This window comes from Sphingopyxis sp. LC363 (assembly GCF_000756385.1).
GTDB lineage: Bacteria > Pseudomonadota > Alphaproteobacteria > Sphingomonadales > Sphingomonadaceae > Sphingopyxis.
In genome coordinates, this window is the sequence record NZ_JNFC01000045.1 from 115,807 (window position 1) to 133,937 (window position 18,131).

Below are 18,131 nucleotides of genomic sequence, written 5' to 3' on the forward strand. Positions count from 1 at the left end.
CGGGAAAGGCAGGACCATGCAACTCTGGGTCGGTCTCGGCAATCCCGGGCCCAAATATGCGATGCACCGTCACAATGTCGGCTTCATGGCCGCCGACGTCATCGCCGACTTTTACGACTTTCCGGCACCCGCCAAGAAATTCCAGGGCTGGATCCAGGAAGGCCGCATCGGATCGCAGCGCATTCTGCTGCTCAAACCCGGCACCTTCATGAACGAAAGCGGTCGCAGCGTGCGCGCCGCAATGGATTTCTACAAATTGACGCCGCAGGACGTCACCGCCTTTTACGACGAACTCGACCTCGCCCCGATGAAGGTCAAGGTGAAGCAGGGCGGCGGCGCGGCGGGTCACAATGGCATCCGCAGCATGATCAGCCACATCGGCGAGGATTTTCGCCGCGTGCGCATCGGCATCGGCCATCCGGGGCACAAGGACCGCGTGACCGGCCACGTCCTCGGCAATTATCACAAGAGCGAGATGGGGCCGCTGATCGACCTGCTCGGCGCGATTGCCGCCGAAGCGAAATGGCTCGCCAGCGGCGACGATGTGCGGTTTCAGAGCGATTTGGCGCTGCGCTTGCAGCAATAGCGGCGCGCCGACCAACATTTATACAATATCAATCGCTGCCCTCCATACCTCCGGCACTGCGGAATAGTTGGGGGCATCATGCGTTTATATTTCCTTCTGGCGATGGCCGGTTCGCTGATCGGCTGCACACCGCCAAAAAGCGAAGCCGCCGCGCGTGCCGAAATTCTCGCGGCCGGCGTCAATGCCATCACGCCCAAGGATTTGGGCGCGGGCGTTACCATGGCCTCGGCGAAGGCCGATGGAGGAACGGTGACCCTGGCCTTTACGGGCATACACGCCAGCGAGTTCGAATTGCCCGAATTCGATCGGGAACTGCGGGCGACAATCTGTAATGACCCCGGATTCCGTGGCGTGATCGACAAGGAAGTCGATATCAGGATCGAGCTCACCGGTGCTGGCGAACATAGGAGCGTAAAGATAGAGGATTGTGCATGATCCTCGCTCGATCGGTCATGGCGTTGAGCGTCGCCGCTGGGTCGCTGACCGCCTGCAGTAGCCCGGAAGACCGGGTCGCGCGCACTGCCGAAAATATGGACGAGGTAAAAGTCGGCACGGTCGAGTCCGTACGTGCTGAAGGCAACCGGCTGATCATCCGTCACAAAGCTATAAGGACGGGCGGCCTGACCGATAACGAGCTGGCGCGGATGATGACGGCCGGATTGTGCAAAACTCCCGTAATCGCAGACCTCGTTCGCGACGGAGCCGTCGTCCGCATCGAACTGCCGCGAAATTTCGATTATCTGGCCATCGACATCGACCGCTGCGATGCTTGACTGCCATCATCCAAGGTGTACCGGTCTGCACAATAGAAGCCGGCGTCACATGGCCGTCATATAAGTCATTGCATTCCGACGCGTTCGAGCAACGCGGCTGACATCATCCTCTGCAATCGGTGCGCCACCTCCCAACCGGGACAATCGAGTCCCGGGGCTCAACCGAAAAACAGGGGAACTGCATGTCACATCTTACCGACAAAGCCCGTGCGCCTTATCGCGGCGAAACCGGCGGCCTTCTGGGTCCCGACAGCCTCGAGGCGATCGTCGCCGAGAATCCGACGCGCCGCACGCTGCTGCGGAACGGCCTGTTCGGCCTGTCCGTGATCCCCGCGATGGCGCTGGCCGGGTGTGACGACGATGGCGAACCGATCGTGACCGTCCCGCCGACGCCGACACCGACGCCGACCCCCACCCCGACACCGCCGCCGAGCTTCGCCGCCACCTTTGCCGCGGTCGCCGCGAACCAGGACGACGGGGTGACGGTGCCTGAGGGCTATACCGTCGACGTGCTGCTGAAAGCGGGCGATTCGGTCGAAGCCGGCACCGCCTATTCGGGCAGTTTCCCCGCGAGCCCCGCGGTCGCCGAGAAATGGGCCGGTGGCAATCACGACGGCATGGAATATTTCGCGCTCCCCAACGTCGATGCCAATACCCGCGGCCTGCTCGCGATGAATTACGAATATCCCGACTTCAACATCCTGATGGCGGACGGCTACGACCCCGCGACGGCGAGCGCCGACCAGAAGGCCATCGCGCTCTCGGCCGTCGGCATCGGCGTCGTCGAGGTCGCCAAGGGCAGCGACGACAAATGGACCGTGCAGGCGGGATCGACCTATAACCGCCGTTACTCCGGCAACAGCAGCTATCGCGCCGGCGGGCCTGCAGCGGGCCTGCTGTCGGGCAGCATCAAGGGCATGCTCAACAATTGCTCGAGCGGCCGGACGCCGTGGAACACCTACCTGACCTGTGAAGAAACGACCGACAATTATCTCGACCCGACGCAGCCCGAGAATAATTATGGCTGGGTGGTCGAAATCGATCCGCTGCGCGAACTGGCGCAGCCGACCAAGCGCACCGCGATGGGTCGATTCAGCCATGAAAACGTCGCCTTCATGTCGAGCGGCGACCGTCGCGTCGCCTTTTACATGGGGGACGATTCGACGCCGGGCTGCATCTATAAATTCGTCCCCGATCGCGCCTGGAGCGACACCAACCGCGCCGCGAACACCGACCTGCTCGATTACGGCACGCTCTATGTGGCACGCTTCAACGGCGACGGCACGGGCGAATGGCGCGCGCTGGTCGTCGGCGAGAACGGCCTGACGGCGGGCGCCTCCGATCCGGGCAATGTCAGCCAGAGCACGACCCCGCCGGCGCCGACGACGATCGATTTCAACAATCAGGCCGACGTGCTGATCAAATGCCAACAGGCGGCGCGCGTCGCCGGCGGCACGGTGATGGACCGCCCCGAATGGCTGACCGTCGCGCCCGACAACAGCGCGGTGTTCTGCACGCTGACCAACAACAGCCGCCGCGCGGTCACCGATGCCGCCAACCCGCGAATCCGCAACCTGCATGGGCATATCATCAAGTTCAGCGAGGAAGGCGATTCGCCGCTGGCGACCAGCTTCAGCTGGGAAATCTTCCTGACCGCCGGCGATCCGTCGCTCGCGGCGGGCGGCAGCAACCTGGTCGGCGACATCGACGGCGACACCTTCTCCAGCCCCGACGGCCTGCGCATCGATCCCGAGGGCCGCATGTGGGTGCAGACCGATCACAGCGTCCCGGGCAATTCGGGCCTCGACGGCACGACGATCGACCAGGCGTTCGGGCATAATGCGATGTTCTATGTCGATCAGCAGAACAAGCAGTCGAAACGCTTCCTCGTCGGGCCGCTCGGCTGCGAGATCACGGGTCTGGCCTATACGCCCGACCTCACGACCTTTTTCGTCAACATCCAGCATCCGACCGGCGAGTGGCCGGTCGCCGGCGAAGCGCCGCGATCGTCGACGATCGTGGTACGGCGGACCGACAATCAGCCGGTCGGCAACTGACGACGCCCGGGGCCGGTCGCTCGCGGCTGGCCCCGTCGCGCTTATTCGGCCTTCGTCGCCGCCCGCCTAGGCGGGGGCGGCGGGGAGCCGTCGCGCGTTTGCGACATCAAGGTCACGCACATCGTCCGGTGCACAGGATGCCGGCCGCACGCGACCCCGGCATAACGATGCGTCGGGCGCAGCAGGCTGTGGCGATGGCCGCGACCGGGAACGCCATCGTCGATCAACAGCTGGTCGACGACGCCTTCAGGCGTATGATGGCCGTAGGTGATGACCTCGCTGACATAGGGCCCGCCGCCGCGGGCGCGCATCCGTTCGCCCGGCCCGCTGCCCCGCGTATAATGGCCGACCGCGCCCGAGCGCGACTGGACCGCGACATGATCCGCCGCAGCGCGGGCGAGCGGATCACTCCATTCCAGGGTCGGAAGCGGCTTTTCGCGGCGCAGGTCGCGGATCGCCTCGTCTACCGCCGCGACGCCCTCGCGCGTCATGATATCGATCTCGCTGTCGTCGTTGCCGATCAGCAGCTTGCCCTCGAAACGCGGGCGATAGTCGCTGAGATATTCGGTATAGGCCGCAGGATCGCTGCGGAAGCGGTTGAGTTCGGCGAAGACGCCTTCCTCGAACCGGTCCTGTGCGGCAACGGCGGCGGTCACGCCGAAGGTGAGAAGGAAGCCGGCGGCGACAAGGCGGGTTTTGATCATGGTTGGCGCGATAAAGCCGCAAGTCTGAACGGCACGCAACGGCAAAGACTGGCATCGGGCGCGACTTGGCGCTAGGGGCGCTGCGATACCGGCGCTCCTTCAACCGCGGCCGGACCTCACGGAGTTTTTATGGGTTTCAAATGCGGGATCGTCGGCCTGCCCAACGTCGGCAAGTCCACCCTGTTCAACGCGCTGACCGAGACGGCGGCGGCGCAGGCGGCGAATTATCCCTTCTGCACGATCGAGCCGAATATCGGCAATGTCGCGGTGCCCGACGCCCGGCTCGAAAAGCTCGCGGCGATCGCGGGCAGCAAGAAGATCATCGCGACCCAGCTCGCCTTCGTCGACATCGCCGGCCTCGTGCGCGGCGCGTCGAAGGGTGAAGGGCTCGGCAACCAGTTCCTCGGCAACATCCGCGAGGTCGACGCGATCGTCCATGTGCTGCGCTGTTTCGAGGATGACGACATCCAGCATGTCGAGAACAAGGTCGATCCCGTCGCCGATGCCGAAACTGTCGAAACCGAGCTGCTGCTCGCCGACCTCGAAAGCCTCGAAAAGCGCGTTCCCGCCTTTGCCAAGAAAGCCGCACAGGGCGACAAGGAAGCGAAGATCGCCTCCTCGGTGCTCGGCCAGGCGCTGGACCTGCTGCGCGAAGGCAAGCCCGCGCGGCTCGTCGAACCGAAGGACGTCGAGGAAGCCCGCGTGCTGCGCACCGCGCAGCTTCTGACTTCGAAGCCCGTCCTCTATGTCTGCAACGTCGACGAAGGCAGCGCCGCGAACGGTAACGCCTTCTCCGAAAAGGTCTTCGCAAAGGCGGCGGCCGAGGGAGCGCAGGCCGTCGTCGTCTCGGCGGCGATCGAGAGCGAGCTCGTCACGATGGACATGGCCGACCGGCTCGAATTCCTCGAAGAGATGGGCCTCCACGAAACCGGCCTCGCGCGTGTTATCCGCGCGGGCTACGAACTGCTCCACCTCATCACCTTCTTCACCGTCGGGCCGCAGGAAGCGCGCGCCTGGACAGTCCACACCGGCGCCACCGCGCCCGAGGCGGCGGGCGAGATCCACAGCGATTTCCAGAAGGGCTTCATCCGCGCCGAAACCATCGCCTATGACGATTATGTCACGCTCGGCGGCGAAGCGAAGGCGCGCGAGGCGGGCAAGCTGCGCGCCGAAGGCAAGGCCTATGTCGTGAGCGACGGCGACGTGATGCACTTCCTGCATAGCTGAGCCTCCCCTCCCGCAGGCGGGAGGGGTCAGGTTGGCTCGAACGCCGCCAATATCGGACACGGACCCTTGTCGCTCGCGGCGCATTGGTCGGCGAGGCGCGCGAGGGCGGCGCGCGTTGCGGTCATCTGTGCGATCTTTTCGTCGAGGACATCGATCCGCTGGCGCGCGAGGGTGCGGACGCGGACGCGGTCGTCGCTCGCTTCGAGCGCGAGCAACTCGCCGATCTCGTCGAGCGTGAAGCCGGCACCCTGTGCCGCGCGGATGAATTTGAGGCGCCGAAGATCGTCTTCGTCATAGCGCCGCACACCGCCGCCCCAGCCGTCGCCGCCGCTGCGCGCGGGCGTGCCCATCAGGCCGCGGCGCTGGTAATAGCGCACCGTCTCGACCCCGACATCACCCGCCGCTGCCAATTTTCCGATCGTCAATTGCATCGCTTGACTCCGTACTATGGTACGGAGCCTATATGGGGTTCATGGCAAAACAGGCAATCCTCCATCGCATGGTCATGCCGGGGCATATCTGCCCCTATGGCCTCAAGGCAAAACATCTGCTCGAAAGCCGCGGCTTCGCGGTCGACGACCGCTGGCTGACGACGCGCGAAGAAACCGACGCATTCAAGGCCGAGCATGGCGTCAAGACGACGCCGCAGACCTTCATCGACGGTAAGCGGATCGGCGGCTACGACGACCTGCGTGGTCATTTCGGGCTGAAGGTCGCCGATCCCGATGCGACGAGCTACACCCCCGTCATCGCGCTGTTCGCGATGACCGCGCTGATGGCGCTCGCGACCAGCTTTTCGGTCTATGGCGAGATTTTCACCCTCCGCGCCGCTGAATGGTTCATCTCATTCAGCATGATCGTGCTCGCGCTGCTGAAATTGCAAGACGTCGACAAATTCGCGACGATGTTCCTCAATTACGATCTCCTCGCACGGCGCTGGGTGCCCTATGCGAGCATCTATCCCTTTGCTGAAGGTCTCGCCGGCGTATTGATGACCGCGCACGCGCTCGACTGGCTGTCGATCCCGGTCGCGCTGTTCATCGGCGGCATCGGCGCGATATCGGTGTTCAAGGCGGTCTATATCGACAAGCGCGACATCAAATGCGCCTGCGTCGGCGGCAGCAGCAAGGTGCCGCTGGGTTTTGTGTCGCTGACCGAAAATCTGATGATGGTCGCGATGGCGCTGTGGATGGCGCGGATGTGGCTGTAACGCCGCGCATCCGTCATTGATGAAACATGGGACTGGGCTATCAGGGGCGGTGATTCGTCCCCAGGGAGCCAGCCATGTTCGACCGCCGCCACTTCCTCGCCGGGGCCACGCTTGCCGGTCTTGCCGCCCCGGCGATCCTGCGCGCCGAGGGCGGGTTCTTTCGCGAATTCCCGTTCAGCCTCGGCGTCGCGGCGGGCGATCCGGCGAGCGACGGCTTCGTCATCTGGACGCGGCTCGCGCCCGAACCGATGGAGCGCCACGGCGGGATGCCGCTGGCGAACTTCCCGGTCGACTGGGAGGTCGCGAGCGACGCCGGATTTCGCGACGTGGTTGCCAAGGGCACCGAGCTCGCGCGCCCCGAACTCGGGCACAGCGTCCATGTCGAGGTCGCGGGGCTTCAGCCCGATCGTCCCTATTATTATCGCTTCACCGCCGGCGGCGAGCGCAGCCTGCGCGGCCGCGCGCGTACGCTCCCCCGCGTGGGCGCGCCGACCGAAGCGCTGAAATTCGGCGTCTGCGGTTGCCAGCATTTTGAATCGGGCTTTTTTGGCGCCTATCGCCACCTCGCGCGCGAAGACCTTGCCTTCGTCTATCATTATGGCGACTTCATCTATGAATATAGCCAGGATTATCTGTTCGACGCGGGGCTGCCGACGCGGCCGGTGCGCAAACATGCGTTCCGTAATCTGATCGACCTCGGCGACTTCCGCCTCGCCTATGCGCAGCAGCTCGGCGACATCGACCTGCAGGCGGCGCGCTGCACCCACGCCTTTCTGTCGAGCTTCGACGATCATGAGATCCGCAACGACTGGGTGTCCGACATCGACAATTGGAAGCTCGGGCTCGACGGCAACGACCCCGACGCACCGCCGCCCGATATCTTCATGCTCAAGAAGCAGGCGGCGATGCAGGCGTGGTACGAACATATGCCCGTCCGCCGTTCGATGTTGCCGCGCGGCGGCATGGTCGCGCTGAACCGCGAGCTTCGCTATGGCGACCTCATGTCGATGCAACTGCTCGACACGCGGCAATATCGCAGCGACCAGCCGTGCGAGGACGGCTTCAAACCCGCCTGTCCGGGCGTTTATGACAAGAAGGCCGAGGTGCTGGGCAAGGCGCAGGAGGATTGGCTGAACCGCAATCTGGGCGAAAGCGGCGCGACGTGGAACACGCTGGCGCAGCAGGTGACGATGATGTCGCTCGACCGGCGGCGCCGCCCCGACGAGCCGAAGAAGATTCTCAACCTCGACAGCTGGGCGGGTTACGAAGCGCCGCGCGAACGCATGTTGTCACGGCTCGGCGGGCTTAAGAATGTCGTCGTGCTGACCGGCGACGAGCACCAGAATTTCTGCGGCGATCTCGTCCTCAAGGACAAGGTCGTCGGTGCCGAATTCGTCGCGACCTCGATTTCGAGCGGCGGCGACGGCAGCGATCAGCGCAATGGCACCGACGTCTTCCTGCGCCAGAACCCCGAACTCAAATTCGCCAACGACCAGCGCGGCTATGTCGTCTGCGAAGTGGGCCGCGAAGCGTGGCAGACGCATTTCATGGTCGTCGACAAGGTGACGGCGCCGGTAAATACGCTGTCGAAGCGCGCAACCGGGGTGGTCGAGCGCAACGTCGCCGGGATCAAGATGGCGTGACGTGTCGTCGGACTGTCACATATGCGCCATAGCGGAGCGCGCATGAACCGCGTCCTATCGCTGCTGCTCGCGCTCTTCCTTCCCTTCGCCGCGCAGGCGCAGGAGGATACCCGCAAGCCCGTTACCATCCTGATCTCGATCGACGGCTTTCGCGCCGACTATCTGGACCGGGGCATCACCCCCCACCTCTCGCGCCTCGCCGCCGAGGGCGCGCATGGCAAGCTGCGTCCTTCCTTCCCGACCAAGACCTTTCCCAATCATTATGCGATGGTCACCGGCAAGCGCCCCGACACCAACGGGATCGTCGGCAACAATATGATCGACCCGCGGCGTCCCGACGTGACGTTCAGCCTCGGCGATCCCAAGCAATCGCTCGATCCCTTCTGGTGGGATGAGGCCGAACCGGCGTGGATTACCGCGGACAAGGCCGGCGTGCGCAGCGCGACGATGTTCTGGCCGGGAAGCGAGGTCGCGATTCACGAGAAGCGGCCGCCCGACTGGCTGCGTTACGACAGGCATGTCGGCTATGCGCAGCGCGTCAACACGATCCTCGACTGGATGCGCCGCCCCTCAGACATTCGCCCCGCCTTCGTCACCCTCTATTTCGAGGCGGTCGACGATGCCGGGCACCGCTTCGGTCCCGACAGCGCCGAAGTGAACGCCGCGATCACCGAAGTCGACAAGCGCATCGGCGACCTGACCGCCGGCCTCGCCGCGATAGGCCAGCCCGCGCGCCTGCTGGTCGTCGCCGACCACGGGATGCGCGCGATCGACGAGAGTCGCGTGATCCAGCTCGCCGACCTCGTCGACCTGCCCAGCATCATAGCGGTCGAAACGGGCCCCTATGCGGCGGTCGAGCCCGCAGCGGGCACCGACAACCGGGTCTATGACGCGCTCTTGAAACCGCACGACCATATGAACTGCAACCGCCGCGAAGAGCTGCCGGAGCGGCTGCATTACGGCCGGAATCCGCGCGTCGCCGCGATCATCTGTATCGCCGAGCCCGGCTGGTCGATCATCGCGGGCACGCCGAGCTGGCCCGTGAAGGGCGGCGCGCACGGTTATGACAATCAGGACCCCCAGATGCTCGCGCTTTTCGTCGCGAGTGGCACGGGGTTGAAGGGCGACGTCGGGACGATCGACAATATCGAAGTCTATCCGCTGCTGATGCTGCTTCTCGGCGTCGCGCCGCTGCCGGGCGACGCGACTGGCGAACTCGCCAAGCGGCTGCCCTGATCAGTCGCGCAGCACCGCCATCGCGTGGATCGAAGCGGTGGGCGCATTGACGATCTGGAGCTGGTAGCGCCCCTGCGCCACGTCATATTCGACCATCTTGCGAATGCCCGAACAGGCGGGACCATGGCCGTGGGCGACCGATTTCACGGCGGCGCCGTCGCGGATGAGGTCGATCCACGCGCCCACGTCGAGCGCGACGATCAGACGCCCCGCCCGCTTCACCTCGATCGGGATCATCCCGCCGAATTTGTGGACGTCGGGTTTATGCTCGGGTGCGACGCCGTAGCGCAGGCTTTCGAACCTGTGCAGCGGCAACGCGGTCCGCGCCGCGCCGAGCGGCAACCAGTCGGCGCCGAGGTCGTCGCCATAGGCATAGATCGTCCGGCTCGAGGCATCGCGCGACCAGCCGGCGAGTTCGGGCGGGAGGACGGGCGCCGTCGGACAGGCGGGCGCGGCGGGCGCCGCGTGGGCCACCACTGGCAAGGCCGCGGCGAGCGATATGGCGATGATCCGGAACCCCATCCTATTTCCTCCCGAACAATTTTTCGACATCCTCCATCGCGAGCTTCACCAAAGTCACGAACTCTTGGTCTTCAAGATCAATAACCGGCAACCCAAGGCTCCGCTTCCAACGCAACCAAATCCCCACGCGCCAAGGCTTCCATCAATTCCAATAACTTGGCTCGCGGCACATTCTCCATATGTCGCGGTTCATCGTCAGCCTCGACATTCTCAAAATCAACATAGCCGTTCCGCCGAATACCCAATCCCCACTGACTCTCATGGATTAGCGACACCGATCCGTGCTCCTCATCCTCCGGCCTGTCGTCGAGTTCGTCGAGTAAATTAGGAAAGGCAGGAATCGGGAGATTAGTCTCGCACCGACCGTATCGATGATAAACGAAATAACTCATACAGATTGCTCACTTCCGCCCGAAAAGTTTTTCTACATTCTTTAGGTCGAGCTTCACCCAGGTCGGCCGCCCGTGGTTGCACTGGCCCGAATGCGGCGTGACCTCCATCGTGCGGAGCAGTGCGTTCATTTCGGCGACACTCAAGGTCCGCCCCGCACGCACCGAACCGTGGCATGCCATCGTCGCGGCGACGAGTTCGAGCCGCTCGCTCAGCCCGAGCGCGGCGTCATAGCCCGCAAGATCGTCGGCGATGTCGGTGACAAGCTTGTGGCAGTCGATGGCGCCGAGCATCGCCGGGGTCGCGCGCACCATCACCGCGGCGGGACCGAAACGCTCAAGCTCGACGCCGAGCGCGGCGAGCTGCGGCGCGGCGGCTTCGAGCCGGTCGCACGCGGGCTCGTCGATCTCGACGACCTCGGGCAACAGCAAGCCTTGCGACGGCACCGCCTGCCCGCTCATCCCGCGGCGGAGTTGCTCGAGCACGAGCCGCTCGTGGGCGGCGTGCTGGTCGACGATGACGAGCCCGTCCTCGGCCTCGGCGACGATATAGGTTTTTGCGATCTGGCCGCGCGCGATGCCGAGCGGATGCGCCTCGGCTCCGGGGACCGGCGCGATCGCCGGCTCGGCGCGGCCCATCGGAAGCGCATCGCGCGGCGGCGCGAAATCGACGATGCGGTCGTGCAGCAGCGCGGTCGTCCCGGCATCGGCAGCACCGAACATGGATGTGGCCGGGCTTTGCGAGTGCGCCGGGTGCGGCGCAAACAAGTTTGGCGCCGGCGGCTGCGGCGCGACCGGTTCCTGCTGCCACGCGGCGAGCGCGGCCTCGGGAGGGCGCTGGACGCTGCGGAAGCCATGCTCGTCGAGCGCGCGGCGGAGGCCCCCGACGATCATCCCGCGAATGAGCTGCGGATCGCGAAAGCGCACCTCGGTCTTCGCCGGATGGACGTTCACATCGACCTCGCTCGTCGGCACATCGAGGAACAGCGCCACAACCGGATGGCGATCGCGCGCGAGCAGATCGGCGTAGGCACCGCGCAGCGCGCCGACGAGCAGCCGGTCCTTCACAGGGCGCCCGTTGACGAACAGATATTGATGATCGGCGATGCCGCGATTGTAGGTCGGCAGGCTGATCACCCCGCCCAGATGCACCTCGCCGCGGTCGAGATCGATCCCGATGCTGTTCGCGGCGAGCTCGCGCTGGGTCAGCGCCGCGACGCGCGTGAGCTGGTCCTGTCCGCCCTGCACATCGAGCGCGCGGCGCCCGTCATGCTCGACCACGAAAGCGATATCGGGGCGCGCCATCGCGAGCCGCCGCACGGCGTCGAGGCAGGCGGCATATTCGCTGCGTGCGCTGCGCAGGAATTTGCGCCGCGCCGGCACGCGCGCGAACAGATCCTCGACCATCACGCGCGTGCCCTTTGCGAGCGCCGCGGGGCCTTCGGCGACCACCGCGCCATTGTCGACGACGCGTTTCCAGCCGTCGCCGCCCGCGACGCGGCTTTCGAGTGTCAGTCGCGCGACGCTCGCGATCGAGGGCAGCGCCTCGCCGCGAAAGCCCATCGTTACGACATCCTCGATCGCGTCCGTCGGCAGCTTCGATGTCGCATGGCGTTCGAGCGCGAGCGGCATCTCGGCGGCGGTCATTCCGCAGCCGTCATCCTCGACTTCGAGGCGTGAAATCCCGCCCTCGGCGATTCGCACGGAAATGCGAGTCGAACCGGCGTCGATGGCGTTTTCAACCAGTTCCTTGAGCGCCGCGGCGGGTCTTTCAACCACTTCACCCGCTGCGATCCGATTTACGAGCTTTTCCGGCAGGCGACGTATTGACATGGCCGCTCTCCTAGCGCAGTCGAACGCAAATCGCGACCCATCCGCACAGCCCTGATCATTTTGTCCAGCCACCCTCCGTGGACGAGCCGGAATCTCCCCCTGATTGTAGCTGTCGCCGGCCGGACGCGCGGGTGAAATCACGACAGGGGGCGTGTCCGTCAGGGGCGCGGCTTCGATGACAGGAAGCAGTATCGATGTCCTTCTTTTCTCGCTGGCTTAAATTCAACTCGCAAGACATGGCAATCGACCTCGGCACCGCCAACACCGTGGTCTATGTGCGCGGCAAGGGCATCGTGCTGAACGAGCCGTCGGTCGTCGCGGTCGAAACGTTGAACGGGATCAAGCGGGTGAAGGCCGTCGGCGACGACGCCAAGCTGATGATGGGCAAAACCCCCGACAGCATCGAGGCGATCCGGCCGCTGCGTGACGGCGTCATCGCCGACATCGACGTCGCCGAGCAGATGATCAAGCACTTCATCACCAAGGTGCACGGCGGCAAGCCCAACGCGTTCCGCAGCCCCGAAATCGTGATCTGCGTCCCCTCGGGCTCGACCAGCGTCGAACGCCGCGCGATCCGCGACGCCGCGTCGAACGCCGGCGCGAGCGAAGTGTGGCTGATCGAGGAACCGATGGCGGCTGCGATCGGCGCCGACATGCCGGTGACCGAACCGATCGGATCGATGGTCGTCGACATCGGCGGCGGCACCACCGAAGTCGCGGTGCTCAGCTTGCGCGGTCTCGCCTACACCACCTCGGTCCGCGCGGGCGGCGACAAGATGGACGAAGCCATCGTCTCCTACGTCCGCCGCCACCATAACCTGCTGATCGGCGAATCGACCGCCGAACGGATCAAGAAGGATTTCGGCATCGCACGCATTCCCGCCGACGGCACGGGCCTGACGATCCACATCAAGGGCCGCGACCTCGTCAACGGGGTGCCCAAGGAAATTTCGATAAATCAGGCGCAGATCGCCGAAGCCCTCTCCGAACCGATCGGCACGATCGTCGAGGGCGTGCGGATTGCTCTCGAGAACACCGCGCCCGAACTCGCCGCCGACATCGTCGACCAGGGCATCGTCCTGACGGGCGGAGGCGCACTGATCGCCGAGCTCGACGAACTACTTCGCGACGCGACCGGCCTGCCCGTCACCGTCGCCGAAGATCCGCTGACCTGCGTCGCGATCGGCACCGGCCGCGCGATGGAAGATCCCGCCTTCCGCGGCGTGCTCCAGCAAGCCTGATCGGACGGTAGCGCTTCACTATGGTCCGCCCGGCACATCGACGTCCGGGGCAATCCCGAAAGGCTCAGTACAGCCTGTTCGTAGCCTATGTCATAGCGGTGACTGGCGCGGTGGCAGGTCTGCTTCTGGCGATCCTGTCGGTCGTTGATCCCGTCGGCTTCGCCCAACTGCGCGTGGCGAGCCAGGAAATCACCGCGCCGATCGCGCGCGTGACGCGGTCGGTGACCGGATCGCTTTCGGGTATCGACGACAGCGTCGGCGCCTATGTCGGCGCGGGCACGCAAAACCGGCGGCTGCGCAAGGAACTCGCCGAGACGCGCCGCCAGCTCGTCGCGACCAGCTCGCTGCAGGAAGAGAATCGCCAATTGAAGGCGCTGCTCAAACTGCAGGAAACCGACAAGACCGCGCTCGCCAACGGGTATCTGCTCACCTCGACGTCGACGAGCGCCAAGCGCATCGCGCTGCTCAGCATCGGACGCAATCTCGGCGTCGCCGCGGGCCAGCCGGTGCGCGGCGCCGACGGGCTGATCGGCCGCGTGCTGACCTCCGGACCGTCAGTGTCGCAGGTGCTGCTCCTCACCGACGTCGACAATATCGTTCCCGTCCGGCGCGCGCGCGACGGCCTGCCCGCGCTCGCCAGCGGCCGCGGCAACGGCGATCTCGACGTCCGCACGCTCAACATCGCGAACAACCCGTTCAAGCCGGGCGACATCCTCGTGACCTCGGGCACCGGCGGGCTCTATCCGCCGAACATCCCCGTCGCGATCGTGGTAAGGCGCCAGCACGACGGCGCGCTCGCGCGCCCACTCGCCGATCCGGGCAAGGTCGATGCAGTGGCGGTGCTGCGCCCCTATACGCCCGACAATATCGAGGCGCAGGGCCGCCCGGCGCCCGCGCCGCTTCCCGCCCCCGCCAGCGCGCCATGAAGCAGAAGGGGCCGCGCCTCGGCGAACCGGCATCGCTGTGGCGGATGCGCATCGTTCCGATCGCGAGCGTGATGTTCGCGTCGGCGGTGCCGCTGATGCTGCCGCTGATCGCCAACTCGCCGGTGCTGCCGCCGCTCGGCCTGCTGTTTTTCCTGTGCTGGCAATTGCTCCGCTCCGAAATGTGGCCGGTGTGGATCGGCCTACCGCTCGGCCTGTGGGACGACCTGTTCAGCGGCGCCCCGATCGGCACCGCGGTCGGGCTGTGGACGCTTGCCAGCATCGCGATCGCCTATTCGTCGCAGCGCATCTATTGGCGCGGCTTTTTACACGATTGGGCGATCGCGGCGCTGCTGATCGCGATCATCCAGTCGCTCGCAGCGCTGATTACCCATCCACAGGCGGACACCCGGCTGGTGCTCGGCCTCGTCGTGCCGCAGATCATCATCTCGGCGCTGCTCGTGCCGCTGTTCATGCGCCTGACCGGCGCGTTTGACAATTTCCGCCTGAAACGCCGATAAACTGGTTCCAATCCGCCGATGCCGAAGAAGAAGAGTCCGCCGATCACCGAAGCCTGGAGGGGCATAACCTTCACCCGCCGCGCGCTCGTCGTCGGCGGGGCGCAGGCGGCGGTCGGCGTCGCGCTCGCGGCGCGCATGACCTATATTTCGGTGATCGACAATGATCGCTACGTCCTCGAATCGGAAAGCAACCGCGTCAATTTGACGCTGATCCCCCCGCGCCGCGGCTGGATCGTCGACCGCCATGGCACGGCGCTCGCGAACAATCGCGTTTCGCTCCGCATCGACCTCATTCCCGACCGTCTGCACAACAAGGAGATGGTGCTGGGGCAGCTCCAGACGCTGCTCCGGCTCGATGGCGATGCGATGGAGCGGATCAATCGCGACCTGAAGGCGGCATCGGGGTTCCAGCCGGTCGCGGTCAAGGAGGACATGACCGAGGCCGAATATAGCTCGATCCTCGTCCGCCTGCCCGAACTGCCCGGCATCGCGCCGCAGCGCGGCTTTGCACGCAATTATCCGACCGGCGCCGCGGTCGGCCACCTGATCGGCTATGTCGGCGCCCCGAACGCCGAGGAGTATCAGAAAGCCAAGGATCCGCTGTACATCACGCCCGGCTACAAGATCGGGAAGGACGGGCTGGAGAAATATTTCCAGGAGATGCTGAAGGGCCAGCCCGGCGCGCGGCGCGTCGAGGTGACGGCGCGCGGCAAGGTCGTCCGCGATCTTTCCACGCAGCCAGACGTACAGGGCAAGACCGTCCATCTGACGATCGACGCCGGCCTGCAGGAATATGTCGCGCGGCGCATGGGGCGCGAATCGGGCGCGGCGGTCGTCATCGACTGCCACAATGGCGACATCCTCGCCTTCGTATCGATGCCGAGCTTCGACCCGAACAGCTTTTCCGACGGCATCAGCACCAGCGAATATGCGTGGCTGCGCGCCGACGATCACCAGCCGCTGATCAACAAGGCGACGCGCGGCCTCTATCCGCCCGGATCGACGCTGAAACCGATGGCCGCGATCGCCGCGGTCGAACATGGCGTCGACCCGAGCGAGCGCCACACCTGCATCGGCGGCTACCGTCTCGGCAACCGTTTCTTCCGCTGTCTCGGCACCCATGGCAGCCTCGACATGCCGTCGGCGATCATGAAAAGCTGCAACAGCTATTTCTACTGGCTCGCGCACCGGCTCGGCTATGATGCCATGGCCCCCACCGCCCGGTTGCTCGGGCTCGGCGAGGAGTTCCGGCTGGCGGGGAGTAACCAGCGCTATGGCACCATCCCCGACAGCGCGTGGAAAATGCGGAAATACGATCAGCAATGGTCGGCGTCGGACTCGCTCAACGCGGTCATTGGACAGGGCTATGTCAGCGTCAATCCGCTCCAGCTCGCGGTGATGGCGGCGCGGATCGCATCGGGGCGCAGCCTCTATCCACGCCTCATCAACCGCGAGTTCGGGAACGAACCGCTGCCCTTCTCGCCCGAAGCGCTCGCCGTCGCGCGGCAGGGCATGGACCTCGTGGTTAATGGCGCCGGCACAGCGGTGCGCAGCCGCCTGCCGCTCGACGGCATCACCATGGCGGGCAAAACGGGCACCGCACAGGTGCGCGGGCTCCGCACTGGCAACGGTTCAAGCGGAACGTGGAAATTTCGCGATCACGGGCTGTTCGTCGGCTTCGCGCCGGTCGACAATCCGCGTTACGCCACCGGGATCGTGATCGAGCACGGCATGGGCGGCAGCCGCGCCGCAGCGCCCGTCGCAAGGGATTTCATGACCTATCTGTTCGACCGCGAAAAGGGAATGGAGGCACTCGAGACGCTCGAGGCCGGCTGGGGCGGGCCGATCAAGGATCGTATGGACCGCGACTATGCCGCATGGAAATCGGGCGCGTCGAGCGACCCCGAGCCCGGAGTGCCGCAATGATTCCCGTCCCGCCCGCGATCCAGCGCATCCCTTGGAAACTGATCGCCATCCTCGGCGGGATCACCGGCTTTGGGCTGCTCGTTCTTTATTCGGCCGCGGGCGGCAACTGGTCACCGTGGGCGTGGCAACAGGGGGTGCGCTTCCTCGTCTTCCTCGGCGCCGCGCTTGTGATCGGGCGTTTCCCGATCCGCATCTTCGAGGACTTCTCCTATATCGCCTATATCGGCGTGCTCGTCCTGCTCTTCGCCGTCGAACTTCTGGGTTTCGTCGGCGGGGGCAGCCAGCGATGGCTGAACCTCGGCTTCATCAACCTCCAGCCATCCGAACTGATGAAGGTCGCGGTCGTCGTCGCCCTCGCCCGCTTCTACGCCCAGTTGCCGCCCGGAAACACGCGCACCTTCACCGCGCTCTGGCCCGCGCTGGTGATGATCGGGCTGCCCGCCGCGCTGGTGATGCTGCAACCCGACCTCGGCACCGCGCTCGCCATCTCGATCGGCGGGGTCGTGGTGATGTTCGTCGCGGGCCTCCCCTTCTGGTGGTTCGGCAGCACCGCGGTCGCGGGGCTCGCGGCGCTGCCCGTGCTCTTCTCCTTCCTGCACGATTATCAGCAGAAACGCGTGCTGATCTTCCTCGACCCCGAGAGCGATCCCTTGGGCGCCGGCTATCACATCAGCCAATCGAAAATCGCGATCGGGTCGGGCGGTATCGGCGGCAAGGGTTTCCTCAACGGATCGCAAAGCCACCTGGACTATCTGCCCGAGGGACATACCGACTTCATCTTCGCCACCATGGCGGAGGAATGGGGGCTGATCGGCGGGCTGGCACTCTTGTTCGGCTTTTTCCTGCTGCTCCGCTGGTCGACGCGCGTCGCGCTCAAGGCGCGCACGCGCTTTGGCCAGCTGACCGCCGCGGGCCTCACGATGACGATCTTCTTCTATATCGCGATCAACCTGATGATGGTTATGGGGCTCGCGCCCGTCGTCGGCATTCCGCTGCCGCTCTTTTCCTATGGCGGCTCGTCGATGCTCACGATCATGACGTGCGTCGGTATCATTCTCGCGATCGAAAACGACAGCAAAACCGGCAGCCGCCGCTTTCATTGATAAAAAAATTCGGCAAGGCCATTGCCAAGGGTCTGGCACCATGATAGCGGGCCGCTCTCTTCACGACGCCAAGGGCTTTTCCGAGGCTGCGTGAGCGCCGGAAACCGGCAGTGGACGCATAGCTCAGTTGGTAGAGCAGCTGACTCTTAATCAGCGGGTCCTAGGTTCGAGCCCTAGTGCGTCCACCATTTCTCCTTATAAAAAAGGCATCCGCTTCCGGCCTTGTGGAACAATAGG

The 18,131-nt window shown here is 65.1% G+C and carries 18 protein-coding genes and 1 tRNA gene; 14 read left to right on the forward strand and 5 right to left on the reverse strand.

Annotated features, from left to right (window positions below; translation table 11 throughout):
- Nucleotides 1-16 precede the first annotated feature (16 nt).
- The 4 genes from pth (at nucleotide 17) to FG95_RS15650 (ending at nucleotide 3,416) form a co-directional block, all read left to right on the forward strand.
- Complete coding sequence (gene pth, locus FG95_RS15635) at nucleotides 17-586, forward strand: aminoacyl-tRNA hydrolase (RefSeq protein WP_037557042.1); 570 nt, start codon at nucleotides 17-19, stop codon at nucleotides 584-586.
- A gap of 78 nt (nucleotides 587-664) precedes the next feature.
- The gene (locus FG95_RS15640; RefSeq protein ID WP_037557043.1) at nucleotides 665-1,021 is read left to right on the forward strand and encodes a hypothetical protein; all 357 of its coding nucleotides are present in this window, start codon (nucleotides 665-667) and stop codon (nucleotides 1,019-1,021) included.
- Complete coding sequence (locus FG95_RS15645) at nucleotides 1,018-1,359, forward strand: hypothetical protein (protein ID WP_037557044.1); 342 nt, start codon at nucleotides 1,018-1,020, stop codon at nucleotides 1,357-1,359. The genes FG95_RS15640 and FG95_RS15645 overlap by 4 nt, the downstream gene beginning before the upstream one ends.
- A 182-nt stretch (nucleotides 1,360-1,541) precedes the next feature.
- The gene (locus tag FG95_RS15650; protein WP_037557045.1) at nucleotides 1,542-3,416 is read left to right on the forward strand and encodes a PhoX family protein; all 1,875 of its coding nucleotides are present in this window, start codon (nucleotides 1,542-1,544) and stop codon (nucleotides 3,414-3,416) included.
- Nucleotides 3,417-3,457: 41 nt separating this feature from the next.
- On the opposite strand, the gene FG95_RS15655 is transcribed toward FG95_RS15650, so the two are convergent.
- A complete protein-coding gene (locus FG95_RS15655; protein ID WP_052182424.1) occupies nucleotides 3,458-4,120 on the reverse strand; it encodes a CAP domain-containing protein in 663 nt (220 codons plus the stop codon).
- A 129-nt stretch (nucleotides 4,121-4,249) separates the two neighbouring features.
- Here FG95_RS15655 and ychF point away from each other — a divergent pair, with 129 nt between their 5' ends.
- Nucleotides 4,250-5,347: a redox-regulated ATPase YchF gene (gene ychF, locus FG95_RS15660; RefSeq protein WP_037557046.1), complete on the forward strand. Its 1,098-nt coding sequence runs from the start codon at nucleotides 4,250-4,252 to the stop codon at nucleotides 5,345-5,347.
- 26 nt (nucleotides 5,348-5,373) lie between these two features.
- Here the strand turns inward: ychF and FG95_RS15665 are convergent, their stop codons facing one another.
- Nucleotides 5,374-5,778 carry a MerR family DNA-binding protein gene (locus FG95_RS15665; protein WP_037557047.1) on the reverse strand — a complete coding sequence of 135 codons (405 nt, stop codon included), beginning with the start codon at nucleotides 5,776-5,778 and terminating at the stop codon, nucleotides 5,374-5,376.
- A gap of 41 nt (nucleotides 5,779-5,819) precedes the next feature.
- Between FG95_RS15665 and FG95_RS15670 the strand changes: the two genes are divergently transcribed.
- The 3 genes from FG95_RS15670 (at nucleotide 5,820) to FG95_RS15680 (ending at nucleotide 9,436) form a co-directional block, all read left to right on the forward strand.
- Entirely contained in the window at nucleotides 5,820-6,557 is a 738-nt protein-coding gene (locus FG95_RS15670; RefSeq protein WP_152567678.1) for a glutaredoxin family protein, read from the forward strand.
- Nucleotides 6,558-6,631: 74 nt separating this feature from the next.
- Nucleotides 6,632-8,200, forward strand: a complete 1,569-nt coding sequence (locus FG95_RS15675; RefSeq protein ID WP_037557049.1) for an alkaline phosphatase D family protein — start codon at nucleotides 6,632-6,634, stop codon at nucleotides 8,198-8,200.
- A gap of 42 nt (nucleotides 8,201-8,242) precedes the next feature.
- Entirely contained in the window at nucleotides 8,243-9,436 is a 1,194-nt protein-coding gene (locus tag FG95_RS15680) for a nucleotide pyrophosphatase/phosphodiesterase family protein (RefSeq protein ID WP_037557050.1), read from the forward strand.
- Here FG95_RS15680 and FG95_RS15685 read toward each other — a convergent pair whose 3' ends face one another.
- The 3 genes from FG95_RS15685 to mutL all read right to left on the reverse strand — a co-directional run bounded on the left by FG95_RS15685 (nucleotide 9,437) and on the right by mutL (nucleotide 12,180).
- Nucleotides 9,437-9,958 carry a hypothetical protein gene (locus tag FG95_RS15685; RefSeq protein ID WP_037557051.1) on the reverse strand — a complete coding sequence of 174 codons (522 nt, stop codon included), beginning with the start codon at nucleotides 9,956-9,958 and terminating at the stop codon, nucleotides 9,437-9,439. It abuts the gene before it with no gap.
- A 77-nt stretch (nucleotides 9,959-10,035) separates the two neighbouring features.
- On the reverse strand, nucleotides 10,036-10,350 hold the full coding sequence (locus FG95_RS20605) for a hypothetical protein (RefSeq protein ID WP_152567679.1): 315 nt from the start codon (nucleotides 10,348-10,350) through the stop codon (nucleotides 10,036-10,038).
- Nucleotides 10,351-10,359: 9 nt separating this feature from the next.
- Nucleotides 10,360-12,180, reverse strand: a complete 1,821-nt coding sequence (mutL, locus tag FG95_RS15690; protein WP_037557052.1) for a DNA mismatch repair endonuclease MutL — start codon at nucleotides 12,178-12,180, stop codon at nucleotides 10,360-10,362.
- A 194-nt stretch (nucleotides 12,181-12,374) separates the two neighbouring features.
- On the opposite strand from mutL, the gene FG95_RS15695 reads away from it, so the two are divergent.
- The 6 genes from FG95_RS15695 to FG95_RS15720 all read left to right on the forward strand — a co-directional run bounded on the left by FG95_RS15695 (nucleotide 12,375) and on the right by FG95_RS15720 (nucleotide 18,082).
- On the forward strand, nucleotides 12,375-13,421 hold the full coding sequence (locus FG95_RS15695) for a rod shape-determining protein (RefSeq protein WP_037557053.1): 1,047 nt from the start codon (nucleotides 12,375-12,377) through the stop codon (nucleotides 13,419-13,421).
- 20 nt (nucleotides 13,422-13,441) lie between these two features.
- Nucleotides 13,442-14,347, forward strand: a complete 906-nt coding sequence (gene mreC, locus FG95_RS15700) for a rod shape-determining protein MreC (protein ID WP_037557054.1) — start codon at nucleotides 13,442-13,444, stop codon at nucleotides 14,345-14,347.
- Nucleotides 14,344-14,865 carry a hypothetical protein gene (locus tag FG95_RS15705; RefSeq protein ID WP_037557055.1) on the forward strand — a complete coding sequence of 174 codons (522 nt, stop codon included), beginning with the start codon at nucleotides 14,344-14,346 and terminating at the stop codon, nucleotides 14,863-14,865. The genes mreC and FG95_RS15705 overlap by 4 nt, the downstream gene beginning before the upstream one ends.
- 18 nt (nucleotides 14,866-14,883) lie before the next feature.
- Nucleotides 14,884-16,791, forward strand: coding sequence for a penicillin-binding protein 2 (gene mrdA / locus FG95_RS15710; protein WP_037557056.1), 1,908 nt, complete (start codon nucleotides 14,884-14,886; stop codon nucleotides 16,789-16,791).
- Nucleotides 16,788-17,894, forward strand: a complete 1,107-nt coding sequence (gene rodA / locus FG95_RS15715; RefSeq protein WP_037557057.1) for a rod shape-determining protein RodA — start codon at nucleotides 16,788-16,790, stop codon at nucleotides 17,892-17,894. The genes mrdA and rodA overlap by 4 nt, the downstream gene beginning before the upstream one ends.
- Before the next feature lie 112 nt (nucleotides 17,895-18,006).
- A tRNA-Lys gene (locus FG95_RS15720) sits at nucleotides 18,007-18,082 on the forward strand.
- Nucleotides 18,083-18,131: the final 49 nt, after the last annotated feature.

Excerpts from the sequence above, each read along its gene's own strand:
- pth (WP_037557042.1), top strand. The coding sequence starts at position 17 with ATGCAACTCTGGGTCGGTCTCGGCAATCCCGGGCCCAAATATGCGATG.
- FG95_RS15640 (WP_037557043.1), top strand. The coding sequence starts at position 665 with ATGCGTTTATATTTCCTTCTGGCGATGGCCGGTTCGCTGATCGGCTGC.
- FG95_RS15645 (WP_037557044.1), top strand. The coding sequence starts at position 1,018 with ATGATCCTCGCTCGATCGGTCATGGCGTTGAGCGTCGCCGCTGGGTCG.
- FG95_RS15650 (WP_037557045.1), top strand. The coding sequence starts at position 1,542 with ATGTCACATCTTACCGACAAAGCCCGTGCGCCTTATCGCGGCGAAACC.
- FG95_RS15655 (WP_052182424.1), bottom strand. The coding sequence starts at position 4,120 with ATGATCAAAACCCGCCTTGTCGCCGCCGGCTTCCTTCTCACCTTCGGC.
- ychF (WP_037557046.1), top strand. The coding sequence starts at position 4,250 with ATGGGTTTCAAATGCGGGATCGTCGGCCTGCCCAACGTCGGCAAGTCC.
- FG95_RS15665 (WP_037557047.1), bottom strand. The coding sequence starts at position 5,778 with ATGCAATTGACGATCGGAAAATTGGCAGCGGCGGGTGATGTCGGGGTC.
- FG95_RS15670 (WP_152567678.1), top strand. The coding sequence starts at position 5,820 with ATGGCAAAACAGGCAATCCTCCATCGCATGGTCATGCCGGGGCATATC.
- FG95_RS15675 (WP_037557049.1), top strand. The coding sequence starts at position 6,632 with ATGTTCGACCGCCGCCACTTCCTCGCCGGGGCCACGCTTGCCGGTCTT.
- FG95_RS15680 (WP_037557050.1), top strand. The coding sequence starts at position 8,243 with ATGAACCGCGTCCTATCGCTGCTGCTCGCGCTCTTCCTTCCCTTCGCC.
- FG95_RS15685 (WP_037557051.1), bottom strand. The coding sequence starts at position 9,958 with ATGGGGTTCCGGATCATCGCCATATCGCTCGCCGCGGCCTTGCCAGTG.
- FG95_RS20605 (WP_152567679.1), bottom strand. The coding sequence starts at position 10,350 with ATGAGTTATTTCGTTTATCATCGATACGGTCGGTGCGAGACTAATCTC.
- mutL (WP_037557052.1), bottom strand. The coding sequence starts at position 12,180 with ATGTCAATACGTCGCCTGCCGGAAAAGCTCGTAAATCGGATCGCAGCG.
- FG95_RS15695 (WP_037557053.1), top strand. The coding sequence starts at position 12,375 with ATGTCCTTCTTTTCTCGCTGGCTTAAATTCAACTCGCAAGACATGGCA.
- mreC (WP_037557054.1), top strand. The coding sequence starts at position 13,442 with ATGGTCCGCCCGGCACATCGACGTCCGGGGCAATCCCGAAAGGCTCAG.
- FG95_RS15705 (WP_037557055.1), top strand. The coding sequence starts at position 14,344 with ATGAAGCAGAAGGGGCCGCGCCTCGGCGAACCGGCATCGCTGTGGCGG.
- mrdA (WP_037557056.1), top strand. The coding sequence starts at position 14,884 with ATGCCGAAGAAGAAGAGTCCGCCGATCACCGAAGCCTGGAGGGGCATA.
- rodA (WP_037557057.1), top strand. The coding sequence starts at position 16,788 with ATGATTCCCGTCCCGCCCGCGATCCAGCGCATCCCTTGGAAACTGATC.